This is a genomic window from Streptomyces sp. NPDC058773, assembly GCF_042746015.1.
GTDB lineage: Bacteria > Actinomycetota > Actinomycetes > Streptomycetales > Streptomycetaceae > Streptomyces.
The window spans coordinates 93,742-106,734 of the sequence record NZ_JBHYPE010000028.1 but is presented as its reverse complement, the minus strand read 5'-3'; the positions used below and the strand labels follow the sequence as shown (position 1 = coordinate 106,734).

Sequence of the window (12,993 nt, the reverse complement as noted above, 5' to 3'; positions counted from 1 at the left end):
ACACCGCGGCCGGCACCGCCCCGACCGAGAAGCCGCCCTCCCCGGTCAGCGGCGCGGCCCAGCCCCGCGGAGCCCCGTGGGCGACCAGCTCCACCTCCGCCGCCACCACGAACACCGCGAGCACCACGATCTCCATCGCCAGCACCGCGAACCCGGCCCGCGCCGCGGTCCGTACGCCCGACAGGTTCAGCAGCGTCGTCACCACCACCGCCAGCGCCGTCCACACCCACGCGTGCACCGCCGGGACCAGCTCGTGCAGCGCGATCCCGGAGAACAGGTACGCCACCGCCGGAATCAGCAGATAGTCCAGCATCGCCATCCACCCGGCGACGAACCCCGCGCCCTCGCCCAGCCCCACCCGGGCGTAGGTGTAGACCGACCCGGCCCGCGGGGCGACCTGCACCATCTGGGCGTACGAGTACGCGGTGAAGGCCATCGCGACCGTCGCGACCAGGTAGACGACGGTGATCGCGCCGTGCGACGTGGCCACCAGAGTGCCGAAGATGCCGACCGGTGCCATCGGGGCGATGAACAGCAGCCCGTAGACGAGCAGATCCCGGAACGTCAGCGTCCGCCGCAGCGCGCCGGATGGAGCACCGCAGTCCCGGCCTCTTCCGGCGGCGCCGTCCGCCGAACCGCCCTCCCCGCTGCCGCTCGTGCCCGGCATCCGTGCCTCCTCGCTGCGTGCCGCCCTCAGTCTGGGGCAGTGGTGCGATCTTCGGGGGCGGGGGCACGCCCTTACGATGGGACGCATGACTTCCTCGCCCAGCCCGACTCCCGCCACCACCCCGGGCGAAGCCGCTTCGCGCCGCAGGGTCCTGCTCGCCGCCCCCCGTGGATACTGCGCCGGCGTGGACCGCGCCGTCATCGCCGTCGAGAAGGCCCTTGAGCAGTACGGCGCCCCCGTCTACGTACGCCACGAGATCGTGCACAACAAGTACGTCGTGAAGACCCTGGAGAAGAAGGGCGCCATCTTCGTCGAGGAGACGGAAGAGGTGCCCGAGGGCAACATCGTCATCTTCTCGGCGCACGGCGTCGCCCCGGTCGTCCACGAGGAGGCCAAGCGCGGCAAGCTCGCCACCATCGACGCGACCTGCCCGCTGGTCACCAAGGTCCACAAGGAAGCCGTCCGCTACGCCAAGGAGGACTACGACATCCTCCTGATCGGCCACGAGGGCCACGAAGAGGTCATCGGCACCAGCGGTGAGGCGCCCGAGCACATCACCCTCGTCGACGGCCCGAAGGACGTCGAGAACGTCGAGGTCCGCGACCCGGACAAGGTGGTCTGGCTCTCCCAGACCACCCTCTCGGTCGACGAGACCATGGAGACGGTGGACGCCCTCAAGGGCCGCTACCCCAACCTCCTCTCGCCGCCCAGCGACGACATCTGCTACGCCACCCAGAACCGCCAGACCGCGGTGAAGCAGATGGGTGCCGAGGCCGATCTGGTCATCGTCGTCGGCTCCAAGAACTCCTCGAACTCGGTGCGCCTCGTCGAGGTGGCGCTGGGCGCCGGTGCCCGCGACGCCCATCTGGTCGACTACGCCGAGGAGATCGACGAGGCCTGGCTGGAGGGCGTCGGCACGGTCGGTGTCACCTCCGGTGCCTCCGTCCCCGAGATCCTCGTGGACGGCGTCCTGGAGTGGCTCGCCGCGCGCGGCTACGAGGACGTCTCGACCCTCACGGCCGCCGAGGAGTCCATTCACTTCTCGCTGCCCAAGGAGCTGCGCAGGGACCTGCGCGCCGAGGCCAAGGCGGCCGGCGAGAGCTGAGTCCCACGAGTGCCGGTTCGCCGCCCCGGGCCCTGAGTCCTCTCATCCCGGGGGCGGGCCGCCCCGTCGGCGCCTAGCCTTTTCCCATGAAGGTCTTCGGTGTGGACATCGGCGGATCCGGCATCAAGGGCGCCCCGGTCGATCTGGCGCGCGGCGATCTCGCGGAGGAGCGCTTCAAGGTGCTGACCCCGCACCCGGCCACCCCGGAAGCGGTCGCGGACTGCGTCAAGGAGGTCGTGGACCACTTCGGGTGGTCGGGGCCGGTCGGTGCGACCTTCCCCGGTGTGGTCACCGACGGGACGACCCGTACCGCCGCCAATGTCGACAAGGGCTGGATCGGTCTCGACGCCGACGCCCTGCTCACCGGCCGGCTGGGCGGTGACGCGGCCGGCCGCCCCGTCACCCTGCTGAACGACGCGGACGCGGCCGGTCTGGCCGAGATGCGCTACGGCGCGGGCCGCGACCGCTCCGGCACGGTCATCGTGCTCACCCTCGGCACCGGCATCGGCAGCGCCGTCTTCATCGACGGCCGCCTCGTCCCCAACACCGAGCTCGGCCATCTGGAGCTGCACGGCCATGACGCCGAGAAGCGTGCCTCCACCAAGGCCAAGGAGGACGAGGGGCTGAACTGGCAGCACTGGGCGCACCGGGTCCAGAAGTACCTCGCCCATGTGGAGATGCTCTTCTCGCCCGAGCTGTTCGTGCTCGGCGGCGGGGTGAGCCGCAAGGCCGAGAAGTTCCTGCCGCTGATCGAGGGCATCAGGGCCGAGATCGTGCCGGCTCAGCTTCAGAACAATGCGGGGATCGTGGGGGCCGCGATGGCTGCGTACGCCGCTCGGGCTGGCGAGCCACCTGCCGCGGACGGTTCGCGGGCCGCGGCCGGGTCCGGGAAGCGGGCCGCTGCGGCGGCCGGCTCTGCTGCCCGCGCGGTGCGCTCTGCGGTCGACTCACCGGTCGGCTGGCCCGACGCCGGGCGATGAGCAGCACCCGCCGGACGAGCGCGACCAGCGCGCAGAGCAGCGTGCCGGCGTAGAGCCAGCCCGCGTTCAGCGCGAGGACGGTGAAGACGCCCGTCAGCAGCCCCTCGAACCCGTCCCCGCCGTGCTGGACCGGCAGCGCTCCGAGGGTGAACGCGATCGGCAGCGTGACCGGCGCGCAGATCAGGTCGTACGGCCGCACCCACACCGCCGCCCCGATACCCACCAGCAGAAAGCAGCCGCCGTACACGGCCGGTGCCCCGGCGAACAGCAGCCGGTCCACGAAGGCGCAGGCCAGCAGGGCCAACGTCGCCAGCAGCCAGCAGCCGAGCCCGGTGAGCTTGGCGGCCGGCATCCGGCGCGGCGGGCCGGCCGGCGGGGCGGGGTCCGGGCGCCGGGGCCGCGACCGTTGGACAGCGGAGGACTCCGCGGCCGACGGGGGAGCCGGGGCGCGTCCGGGCACCGCGGCCGCCGTCGGCCGGGTGGGCGCCCGCAGCGCACCGGTCGGCGCGGGGCCGCGCGGCGGGGCGTGCACGACGGCCGGTGCGGAGGCCGGGACCGACGCGAAGCCGGAGGCCCGCATCGCGGAGAGAAAGGCGTCGTCGGGGTCGGGGGTCACGGCCTCCGCGGGGCGCGGGAGCCGGGCGTCCTGGCCCGCGGGCGGCGGTCCGGACCGCGGCGGGCTGTGCTGGGGCGTGCGCGCTTCGTGTTGCTCCACCCGGCAACGGTAGGCCGCTAAGTGGTATTAACCGGTCGCGGGACACGCGCTTTCGCCGACCTTGCGGCCGAGTGCGTCACCGGCCGCCGGGCGGGGCGGGCCGCGGGCCGCTCCCGGTGGCGGCCGTCCGGCCCGCGCCGCCCCGTAGACTGGTGGATCGGCCCTCCCGGGCCGCTGCCCACCCCACCACCTCGCTCGGAAGTCGAGTCGCCACGTGTCGCTCACGATCGGAATCGTCGGTCTGCCGAATGTCGGCAAGTCGACCATGTTCAATGCCCTGACCAAGAACGACGTGCTGGCGGCCAACTACCCGTTCGCCACCATCGAGCCGAACGTCGGCGTCGTCGGCGTCCCCGACCCCCGCCTGGGCAAGCTCGCGGAGATCTTCGCCTCGCAGAAGATCCTCCCGGCCACCGTGGACTTCGTCGACATCGCCGGCATCGTCCGGGGCGCCTCCGAGGGCGAGGGCCTGGGCAACAAGTTCCTCGCGAACATCCGCGAGTCCGATGCGATCTGCCAGGTCATCCGCGCCTTCAAGGACGAGAACGTCGTCCACGTCGACGGCAAGGTCTCGCCCAAGAACGACATCGAGACCATCAACACCGAACTGATCCTCGCCGACCTCCAGACCATCGAGAAGGTGCTGCCGCGCCTGGTCAAGGAGTCGCGGATCAAGAAGGACGTGGCCCCGAAGGTCAAGGCCGTCGAAGAGGCCAAGGCGATCCTGGAGAAGGGCGACACCCTCTTCTCCGCGGGCATCGTCCAGGGCTCCGGCAACGAAGAGCTCCTGCACGACCTCCACCTCCTCACCACCAAGCCCTTCCTCTACGTCTTCAACGTCGACGAGGACGAGCTGACCGACGAGGACTTCAAGAACGAGCAGCGGGCCCTGGTCGCCCCCGCCGAGGCGATCTTCCTCAACGCCAAGCTGGAGGCCGACCTCGCCGAGCTCGACGAGGAGGAGGCCCTGGAACTCCTCCAGTCCGTCGGCCAGGAGGAGCCCGGCCTCGCCACCCTCGCCCACGTCGGCTTCAACACCCTCGGCCTGCAGACCTACCTGACGGCCGGCCCCAAGGAAACCCGCGCCTGGACCATCAAGAAGGGCGCCACCGCCCCCGAGGCCGCCGGTGTCATCCACACCGACTTCCAGAAGGGCTTCATCAAGGCCGAGGTCATCTCCTTCGCCGACCTCGTCGACACCGGCTCGGTCACCGAGGCCCGCGCAGCAGGCAAGGCCCGCATGGAGGGCAAGGACTATGTGATGCAGGACGGGGATGTGGTGGAGTTCCGGTTCAACGTCTGACGGCCCCGCCACTCCAGCGGCCCGCCACACACGCAGTCAGACGGGGTCGCCCCTCCCGGGGGCGGCCCCGTTGCCGTTTGCCGTCACCGAGGGCCGCCGCTCTCACCTGCCGCCGACGCCTCGGCGCCGGGTCGCTCACGGGCCGGCCGTCGCGGTCACCGGCGCGGAGACCCCTGCGGGCGCTCTCCGGTGACGATCCGTCAGGGCGGGTTGGGCGGCCGGATCCAGCCGACCGCGCGCTCGACCGCCCGCTTCCAGTTCTCGTACTCCGACCGTCGCCGCTCGGGGGCCATGTCCGGCAGCCACTGGGCGGCGCGGTGCCAGTTGTGGCGCAGGACCTCCAGGTCGGGCCAGTAGCCGGCGGCGAGGCCGGCGGCGTACGCGGCGCCCAGGGAGACCGTCTCGGCGGCCATGGGGCGCACCACGGGCACGTCGAGCACGTCGGCGAGGAACTGCATGAGGAGGTTGTTGGACGTCATGCCGCCGTCCACCTTGAGCACCTTCAGGTCGAGCGAGGAGTCGGCGTTCATGGCGTCGACCACCTCCCGGGTCTGCCATCCGGTGGCCTCCAGCACGGCTCGGGCCAGGTGCTCCTTGGTGATGTACGAGGTGAGGCCGACGATGACACCGCGGGCGTCACTGCGCCAGTGCGGCGCGTACAGACCCGAGAACGCCGGGACGATGTAGCAGCCGCCGTTGTCCTCGACGGTGCGCGCGAGAGTCTCGATCTCGGGGGCGGTGCTGATCAGCCCCAGCCGGTCGCGGAACCACTGGACCAGCGCGCCGGTGACGGCGATCGGGCCTTCGAGTGCGTAGACCGCGGGCTGGTCCTCGATCTTGTAGGCGACGGTGGTGAGCAGGCCGTGCCGGGACCGTACGAGGTCGGTGCCGGTGTTGAGCAGCAGGAAACTGCCGGTTCCGTAGGTGCACTTCGCCTCGCCGGGGGCGAAGCAGGTCTGCCCGAACAGCGCCGCCTGCTGGTCACCGAGTGCCGCGGTGATACGGACACCCGGGAGGACGGAACGGGCGACTCCGTAGGTCTCGGCCGAGGAGCGGATCTCCGGGAGCATCGGGCGGGGTATCCCGAAGAACTCCAGCAGCTCCTCGTCCCAGTCGAGCGTGCCGATGTTCATGAGCATGGTGCGGCTGGCGTTGGTGACGTCGGTGAGGTGCATACCGCCGGCCGGCCCGCCGGTGAGGTTCCAGATCAGCCAGCTCTCCATCGTGCCGAACAGCACCTCGCCGTCCTCGGCGCGCTGCCGCAGCCCGTCGACGTGGTCGAACAGCCAGCGGATCCGGGGGGCGGAGAAGTACGTGGAAGGAGACAGGCCGCAGCGCCGGAGGAAGAAGTCGTCCCCGGGCCGGCTTCTGAGGTCCTCGACCAGCGGGGCCGTACGGGTGTCCTGCCAGACGATCGCCCTGCCCAGCGGGGTGCCCGTACGCCGGTCCCACAGCACGGTCGTCTCGCGCTGGTTGGCGATCCCGATGGCGGCGACCTCATCGGGGCCGACCTCGGCGTCGGAGAGCGCCTGCGGCACCACGCGGCGCAGCGTGTGCCAGATCTCGACGGCGTCGTGCTCGACCCACCCGGGCCGGGGGAAGTGCTGCTGGTGCTCCCGCTGGGCGACCGACACCAGCCGCCCCTGGTGGTCGAACAGGATGCATCGGGTGGACGTGGTGCCCTGGTCGACGGACATCACATACCGCTCAACCATGATCAGCCTTCCGTTGCGGGGCGTGAGGGCGTCGGGGTTCACCAGCGGGCGGCCCCCAGGTCTCTGGAGATCGCCTGGGCGGCGTGGCGGACCTGACTGACCAGGGCCGGCTGCGGGACCCCTTTGGAGTCGCAGATCCGCTCGACCGTGCCGGAGGCGCCGATGGCGCCGACCACGAGGCCACCGTGGCCCCGGATCGGCGCGGCGATACCGGCCTCGCCCATGGTCATCTCCTGTACTTCAGCAGCCCAGCCGAGCTCCCGGACCTCCGTGAGCGCCTGGGTGAGGCGCTCCAAGACGACGAGGGTGTGCCGGGTGTACGCCTCCAGCCCGGCCTCCACGGCCGGCTCCAGCGGCACGCTGCCGAAGGCCAGCAGCACCTTGCCGAGCGAGGAGGCGTGCAGGGGCAGCAGCGCGCCCACATCCAGGGTCTGGAGGGTGTCGTCGGGGCGGAAGACGTGGTGGACGATGAGCACCTTGCCCTCCAGGGGTGCGCCCAGACGGACCGCCTCGCCACTACGGGCGGCCAGGGCGTCGGCCCAGTTGATGGAGCGCGACCGCAGCTCGTTGACGTCGAGGTAGCTGGTGCCCAAGTGCAGGAGCGCGGCCCCGAGGTGGTACTTCCCGGTCGCCGCGTCCTGCTCGACGAAGTCGACGTTCTGAAGGGTGCGCAGAATCCCGTGGGTGGTGCCCTTCGCCAGCCCGAGCGATGCGGCCACTTCACCGAGCCCGAGCCGACGGGGCCCGCTGGCGAGCAGACGCAGGATCGCCGCCGCCCGTTCGATCGACTGGACCGGGCCGGCCATGAGGCAATCGTAGTCCCGTGGTCGGCATCTGCCCGGAGGGAAGACTCTTCGCCATCTGGCGTTCGGTAATGCCGACCGCCGTTCATTGACCGTCTCCACCGTCCGCCATAGCGTCCCACTCAAGCCCGGCGTCCAGCCGGCAGGGGCCTCGGAGGTGGAGGCATGACGGCACAGCTTGACGTGGTGGTTCCGGAGGCGGACGAACATGTCTGTCCGCTGCCACACATCCCCGAGGCCGTCTCGCTCGTACGCCGGAGGGTGCGTACGGTCCTGGCCGGCTGGAACCTGGCTCCGGACCTCGCCGAGGACGCGCTCCTCGTGATCTCGGAGCTGATCACCAACGCGGTCGTCCACGCCCTGCCGCCGGCGGTGCTGCGGCTGTCACGGGTCGGGGCCGACGGGCGCGGCGCCCTGCGCGTCGAGGTGACGGACGCGGGGCCTGCGACGACGGACGGGCGGCCGGTCGCCCGCGCCTGCCCGGGTGAGCACGGCCGCGGGCTCGACATCGTCACCGCCCTGGCGGCCGAGAGCGGCACACGGGTCCACCGGGGCGGCATCACATGGTGGGCGGAGCTCCTCGCCGCGTGAACCGGCAGGCCCGGCCGAGCGGGGCAGCCCATGCACGACGAGCCGCTTGCGGCCGGAACCCCCGTCCACGGGAGGTGCAACCCCGGCAGGAGAGGCCGCGGCGGTGATAACCCCGGCCGCACGTCCGTCTCGTGGGGCAGGTCAGGACGGCGCCCCCGACAACACCTCCACCTTGCCGGTGTCGAGGGAGTAGTAGGCGCCCACCACCGCCAGGGTCCCTTTGCGTACCAGCGGGGCCAGATCCTGGTTGGAGCGCAGGTTGGCGGCGGTCAGGGTGACCTGGGCGCGGGCCATGGTGTCGACCGGGTCGCTGCCGCCTTCCCGGACCGCCTGCTCGTACGCCGGCTGCAGCGCGCGGACGATCGACTCCAGGTTGCCGGGCAGCGGCTTGCCGTCTTTGAGCGAGGTGTACGAGGCCTCGACGGCGCCGCACCGCTGGTGGCCGAGGACCACGATGAGCGGGGTGCCGCTCGTCATCGGCCCGTACTCCACGGAGCCGGTGACCACCGGGCCGACCGCCTCGCCGCCGGTGCGCATCACATAGAGGTCGCCCAGCCCGGTGTCGAAGAGGAGCTCCGGCGGCACCCGGGAGTCGATGCACGCGAGGACCGACCCGAAGGGCTGCTGTTTCTGGGCCACGAATTCCCGCCGGTCCGGGTCCCGGTCGGGGTGCTGGAGGTTCCCGCTCACCCAGCGTTGGTTGCCTTCCATCAGGCGGGTGAAGGCTTCCTGGGGCGTGGTCGGCCGTGCTGTCGGCTGCATGGTGGGCCGCGCCTGCGGCGAGGCGCCGGCCGCTGCGGGGGCCTTGTCCGTCGTGGCGCACCCGGTGAGTGCGGCCGTGGCGACGCACAGTCCGCCGGCGAGCAGGGCTCTGCGGTCCGGATGTCTCGCTCCGTCCATCGGTCGTTCCCCTCAGTCCGCTGAGACGCATGCATACGTCCTGGTCAGGGCGATTGTTCAGGGCGACGGGGAAGCCGCCGGGGAGGCGCAAGCGGGCGCGGCCCGCTGTGCCACCGACGGCCCACAGAAGCCGTCCGGTCGGCGGTGCCCCGGGCCGGCGCCCGTGCGCCCGAGGTGGCGGCCGGACTCCCGGCGCAGCATCGGAGACAGGCAAGCGGGATGAGTGCGAAGGGAATGCGGCCAGGGTGAGGGGATTCCGGGACCAGGGGGCGGAACGGACCCTTCCGGCCTGGGTGTTGGGTGGCGTTCTCGGGTACCGGGCCGCCATGGGCGCGGGGTTGGGCGGCTTGGTGCGTGGGCCTTCCCGGGAGGCCGTGGGCCTCAGCGGGGGAAGAGCTGGAAGAGGGTGGCGGGGCGGCCCCGGTAGCGTTCGCCGCCGTTGCGCAGGGTCTGCTCGATGAAGCTGCGGGCGTAGGCGCGGGGGTCCTGCTCGGTGCTGCCCAGGCCCTTGATGTAGGTGCTGTGGGCCGCCAGCGAGTCGACGGCGCGGTCGATGCCGGGGCCGACCTCGGCGGCGTGCGTGGGGTGGGGGGAGCCCGCCACGGCCACCCAGCGCACACCGTTCCAGGGCGCCAGGCCCTGGGCGCCGGCGAGTTCGGGGAAGATCCAGCGGTTGCCGGCGTCGCCCGCGGCGTCGAGGACGGCGCGGCCCACCACCCGGTGGTCCGCGCTGTTCCACTGGACGCCGCCCCAGGTGTCGTGGTGGTTGAGGGTGATCAGGAGTTCCGGGCGGTGCCGGCGGATGGCCGCGGCCAGATCGCGGCGCAGCGCCGGGCCGCCCTCGATGACGCCGTCGTGGTGGTGTTCGAGGAATTCCACGGTGTGGACGCCGACGAGCGCGGCACCGGCCCGCTGTTCGGTCTCGCGGACCGCGGCGGACTCCGCGGGCGGGAGTCCGTCGATACCGGCCTCGCCGCGGGTGACCAGGAGATAGCTGACCTGGCGCCCGGCGGTGGTCCATTCGGCGATGGCGGCCGCGGCGCCGTATTCGAGGTCGTCGGGGTGGGCGACGACGGCGAGCGCGCGCTGCCAGTCCCTGGGCATGGGGGAGAGGTGGGGTTCGGCGGGCATGGGGTCCCTTCCTTCCCGTCCTGGCGCCGCGTCCCGTGTTCCCGGTGCGGCGTCATCGTGCCGTGCCGTGGTCGGTATGCCGTTTCGGACGAGGTTCTCGAACGTGGTCCCGTTTCGATCGTGACATGTATGGGTGCCGTCCACCCGGGTGGAAAGAAACAGTGGGGTGGCGCGGGGTGGGGATGCGGCGGGCTCCGGAGCCCGATCTCGCTCGGTATGCGGGCTGAGCTGGGATTCATCACATCAGGTGAACATCTGGCCCAAGGTTGCGGTCGGCAACGCGCGGTTGTCACGCTGTTGCTGACTGTCAAGCTGTTGGGAGGGGCACGTGCCTTTCGGTGAGCAGCCCGCGTACCTCCGCGTCGCCGGCGACCTGCGCCAGAAGATCGTCGACGGGGTGCTGCCGCCGCACACCCGCCTTCCTTCCCAGGCGCGCATCCGCGAGGAGTACGGCGTCTCGGACACCGTCGCCCTGGAGGCGCGCAAGGTCCTGATGGCCGAGGGCCTGGTCGAGGGCCGCTCGGGGTCCGGGACGTATGTGCGCGAACAGCCCGTCCCGCGCCGTATCGCCCGGGTCGGCTTCCACTCCGCCGGTGGTTGTACGCCCTTCCGGCAGGAGCAGACCGACGAACGGGTGCGGGGCACCTGGGAGTCCCACAGCGAGCAGGAGGCGGCCGGTCCGGCGGTCGCGGCCCGGCTGCGCGTCCCGCACGGGGCCAAGGTGATGCGGACGCGCTACGTCTTCCGGGCGGAGGGCGAGCCGTCGATGCTCTCGACCTCGTGGGAGCCGCTGGAGGTGACCGGGCGGTCGCCCGTGATGCTGCCCGAGGAGGGGCCGCTGGCCGGTCGCGGGGTGGTCGAGCGGATGGCTGCCATCGATGTCGTGGTGGACAACGTCGTCGAGGAGGTCGGCGCGCGGCCCGCGCTCGCGGAGGAGGCCATGACGCTGGGCGGGGTGCCGGGGCATGCCGTTCTGGTCGTCTCGCGGACGTATTTCGCGGGCGGCCGGCCGGTCGAGACGGCCGATGTCGTCACCCTCGCGGACCGCTATCGGGTCACCTACCACCTGCCTGTGAAGTAGATGGTGTGCGTGTTCGGTGTCCTGTGTGTGTCGCCTAGACGCGTACTACCTGCCTTTGGTTCTCAGGTCGGTGTCCCATTTCGCACCATTTCTCGGCAAATGCCGCCCCCGTTGCGGTGTGGGATACCTCACAGACCCTCAAGTAGGCGAGATTTTTGCCCGGGTGAGGGAAGTCGCCGGTGCGAATCGCTCTTACGATGGCGAAGTTTGTGCACGGCACGGGGGAAGACCAGGAGACCAGCACGTGAGCACGACGAAGTCCCCGAGCGCGGAGCAGGGCGCGCACTCGAACTACCGACGATCCCTCGGGACCATCGCCCTGACCGCCACTGGTCTCGGGTCGATCATCGGTTCCGGCTGGCTCTTCGGAGCCGAACGGGCCGCGGCCATCGCCGGCCCCGCCGCGATCATCGCCTGGATCATCGGAGCGCTCGTCGCTCTGACGATCGCCCTGACCTACAGCGAGCTCGGCTCGATGTTCCCGAAGGCCGGCGGCATGGTCCGCTACGGCCAGTACTCCCACGGCTCGCTCGCCGGCTACCTCGCGGCGTGGGCGAACTGGATCGCGATCGTCTCGGTGATCCCGGGTGAGGCCACCGCCTCGGTCCAGTACATGAGTTCCTGGGACTTCGGCTGGGCGCACGCGCTGTACGACGGCAAGGAGCTGACCGGCACCGGTGTCGGGCTCGCCAGCGTGCTGCTGGTCTTCTACTTCTTCCTCAACTGGTTCGCGATCTCGCTGTTCGCGAAGACCAACACCGCGATCACCGTCTTCAAGGTCGTCGTCCCGGCCATGACCGCGGGCGCGCTGATGCTGGCGCACTTCGACACCAGCAACATCGTTCACCACGGCGGCTTCACGCCCAACGGCTGGAGCTCGGTCTTCACCGCTGTCGCCGTCTCCGGCATCGTCTGGGCCTACAACGGCTTCCAGTCGCCGCTGAACCTCGCCGCCGAGGCCCGTAACCCCGGCAAGTCGCTGCCCAAGGCCGTCGTCTGGTCGATCGTGATCGCGCTGGTCATCTATGTCGCGCTCCAGATCGCGTTCCTGATGGCGGTGCCCGGCGACAAGCTGACCGCCGGTGGTGGCTGGGCCGGTCTCGGCTTCAACTCCCCGCTCGCCGACCTCGCCATCGCCTGGGGCCTGAACTGGCTGGCGCTGCTGCTGTACGCGGACGCCTTCGTCTCGCCGTCCGGCACCGGCATGATCTACGCGGCCACCACCTCGCGCATGATCCACGGCGTGCAGGAAAACGGTCATCTGCCGGGCATCTTCGGCAAGGTGGACAAGAAGACCGGCGTGCCGCGCCCGGCGCTGCTGCTCAACCTCGTGATCGCCTTCCTGTTCCTCGCGGTCTTCCGCGGCTGGGGCTCGCTGGCCGAGATCGTCTCGGTGGCCACGGTCATCTCGTACATCACCGGCCCCGTCGCGGTGATGTCGCTGCGCCGTGTCTCGCCGGACCTCACGCGCCCGGTGAAGCTCAAGGCGATGCCGGTGATCGCGCCGATCGCGATGATCTTCGGCTCGCTGGTTCTGTACTGGGGCCGCTGGCCGCTCACCGGCAAGGTCATCCTGATCATGGCCGTCGGACTGCCGGTCTGGGCGTGGTACGAGATCGGCAAGCCGCTGACCCAGGGCCGCAAGCCGTGGGCCGGACTGCGCCCGCATCTGAAGGCCGGCGCCTGGATGGTGGCGTACCTGCTGGTCATGGCCGCCGTGTCGTACATGGGCGGCAAGGAGTTCGGCGGCAAGGGCTATCTGCCCGAGGGCTGGGACATCGCCCTGGTCGCCGTGATCGCCCTGGCCTTCTACTACTGGGGCGTGCGCAGCTCCTGGCGTAACCCGACGCTGATCCAGGCCGAGGCCGAGCTGCGTGCGGCCGAAGAGGCCGAGCAGGCGGAGGAGGCCGGGGAGACCGAAGGCGCCAAGGCGGCCGTCGGGGCCTGAGCCCACCTCGCGCCGTCCGGCGCCGTTCCCTACGCCCGCCCGAGCGCATCGGGT

The 12,993-nt window shown here is 71.2% G+C and carries 11 protein-coding genes and 1 pseudogene; 6 read left to right on the top strand and 6 right to left on the bottom strand.

What is annotated here, in order from left to right:
* Positions 1–667: APC family permease (locus ACFW5B_RS23465; RefSeq protein ID WP_386442835.1), on the bottom strand; the 667-nt coding region annotated here is incomplete at its 3' end.
* A gap of 85 nt (positions 668–752) precedes the next feature.
* Between ACFW5B_RS23465 and ACFW5B_RS23460 the strand changes: the two genes are divergently transcribed.
* Both ACFW5B_RS23460 and ppgK read left to right on the top strand, forming a co-directional pair.
* Entirely contained in the window at positions 753–1,772 is a 1,020-nt protein-coding gene (locus tag ACFW5B_RS23460) for a 4-hydroxy-3-methylbut-2-enyl diphosphate reductase (protein ID WP_386442832.1), read from the top strand.
* 86 nt (positions 1,773–1,858) lie between these two features.
* Positions 1,859–2,752: a polyphosphate--glucose phosphotransferase gene (gene ppgK / locus ACFW5B_RS23455; protein ID WP_386442829.1), complete on the top strand. Its 894-nt coding sequence runs from the start codon at positions 1,859–1,861 to the stop codon at positions 2,750–2,752.
* A 58-nt stretch (positions 2,753–2,810) separates the two neighbouring features.
* On the opposite strand, the pseudogene ACFW5B_RS23450 reads toward ppgK, so the two are convergent.
* Positions 2,811–3,104 (bottom strand): annotated as a pseudogene (locus ACFW5B_RS23450) (DUF6542 domain-containing protein); the annotation flags it as partial.
* 577 nt (positions 3,105–3,681) lie between these two features.
* Here ACFW5B_RS23450 and ychF point away from each other — a divergent pair.
* Positions 3,682–4,770, top strand: a complete 1,089-nt coding sequence (gene ychF / locus ACFW5B_RS23445; RefSeq protein ID WP_386442826.1) for a redox-regulated ATPase YchF — start codon at positions 3,682–3,684, stop codon at positions 4,768–4,770.
* A gap of 200 nt (positions 4,771–4,970) precedes the next feature.
* Here ychF and glpK read toward each other — a convergent pair whose 3' ends face one another.
* Positions 4,971–6,485: a glycerol kinase GlpK gene (gene glpK / locus ACFW5B_RS23440; RefSeq protein WP_386442823.1), complete on the bottom strand. Its 1,515-nt coding sequence runs from the start codon at positions 6,483–6,485 to the stop codon at positions 4,971–4,973.
* A 38-nt stretch (positions 6,486–6,523) separates the two neighbouring features.
* A complete protein-coding gene (locus ACFW5B_RS23435) occupies positions 6,524–7,291 on the bottom strand; it encodes an IclR family transcriptional regulator (RefSeq protein ID WP_386442820.1) in 768 nt (255 codons plus the stop codon).
* A 162-nt stretch (positions 7,292–7,453) separates the two neighbouring features.
* On the opposite strand from ACFW5B_RS23435, the gene ACFW5B_RS23430 reads away from it, so the two are divergent.
* The gene (locus ACFW5B_RS23430) at positions 7,454–7,879 is read left to right on the top strand and encodes an ATP-binding protein (protein WP_386442817.1); all 426 of its coding nucleotides are present in this window, start codon (positions 7,454–7,456) and stop codon (positions 7,877–7,879) included.
* 141 nt (positions 7,880–8,020) lie between these two features.
* Here the strand turns inward: ACFW5B_RS23430 and ACFW5B_RS23425 are convergent, their stop codons facing one another.
* Both ACFW5B_RS23425 and ACFW5B_RS23420 read right to left on the bottom strand, forming a co-directional pair.
* Positions 8,021–8,779: a carbonic anhydrase gene (locus ACFW5B_RS23425; protein WP_386442814.1), complete on the bottom strand. Its 759-nt coding sequence runs from the start codon at positions 8,777–8,779 to the stop codon at positions 8,021–8,023.
* A gap of 381 nt (positions 8,780–9,160) precedes the next feature.
* Positions 9,161–9,910 (bottom strand): PIG-L deacetylase family protein, encoded by a 750-nt coding sequence (locus ACFW5B_RS23420; protein WP_386442811.1) that lies wholly within the window; start codon positions 9,908–9,910, stop codon positions 9,161–9,163.
* 328 nt (positions 9,911–10,238) lie between these two features.
* Here ACFW5B_RS23420 and ACFW5B_RS23415 point away from each other — a divergent pair, with 328 nt between their 5' ends.
* Positions 10,239–10,991, top strand: coding sequence for a GntR family transcriptional regulator (locus ACFW5B_RS23415; protein ID WP_386442808.1), 753 nt, complete (start codon positions 10,239–10,241; stop codon positions 10,989–10,991).
* A gap of 244 nt (positions 10,992–11,235) precedes the next feature.
* Entirely contained in the window at positions 11,236–12,939 is a 1,704-nt protein-coding gene (locus ACFW5B_RS23410) for an APC family permease (RefSeq protein ID WP_386442806.1), read from the top strand.
* Positions 12,940–12,993 lie beyond the last annotated feature (54 nt).

What these genes read in the sequence shown, in the direction of transcription:
- ACFW5B_RS23460 (WP_386442832.1), top strand. Translation starts at nt 753, where the DNA reads ATGACTTCCTCGCCCAGCCCGACTCCCGCCACCACCCCGGGCGAAGCC.
- ppgK (WP_386442829.1), top strand. Translation starts at nt 1,859, where the DNA reads ATGAAGGTCTTCGGTGTGGACATCGGCGGATCCGGCATCAAGGGCGCC.
- glpK (WP_386442823.1), bottom strand. Translation starts at nt 6,485, where the DNA reads ATGGTTGAGCGGTATGTGATGTCCGTCGACCAGGGCACCACGTCCACC.
- ACFW5B_RS23435 (WP_386442820.1), bottom strand. Translation starts at nt 7,291, where the DNA reads ATGGCCGGCCCGGTCCAGTCGATCGAACGGGCGGCGGCGATCCTGCGT.
- ACFW5B_RS23430 (WP_386442817.1), top strand. Translation starts at nt 7,454, where the DNA reads ATGACGGCACAGCTTGACGTGGTGGTTCCGGAGGCGGACGAACATGTC.
- ACFW5B_RS23425 (WP_386442814.1), bottom strand. Translation starts at nt 8,779, where the DNA reads ATGGACGGAGCGAGACATCCGGACCGCAGAGCCCTGCTCGCCGGCGGA.
- ACFW5B_RS23420 (WP_386442811.1), bottom strand. Translation starts at nt 9,910, where the DNA reads ATGCCCGCCGAACCCCACCTCTCCCCCATGCCCAGGGACTGGCAGCGC.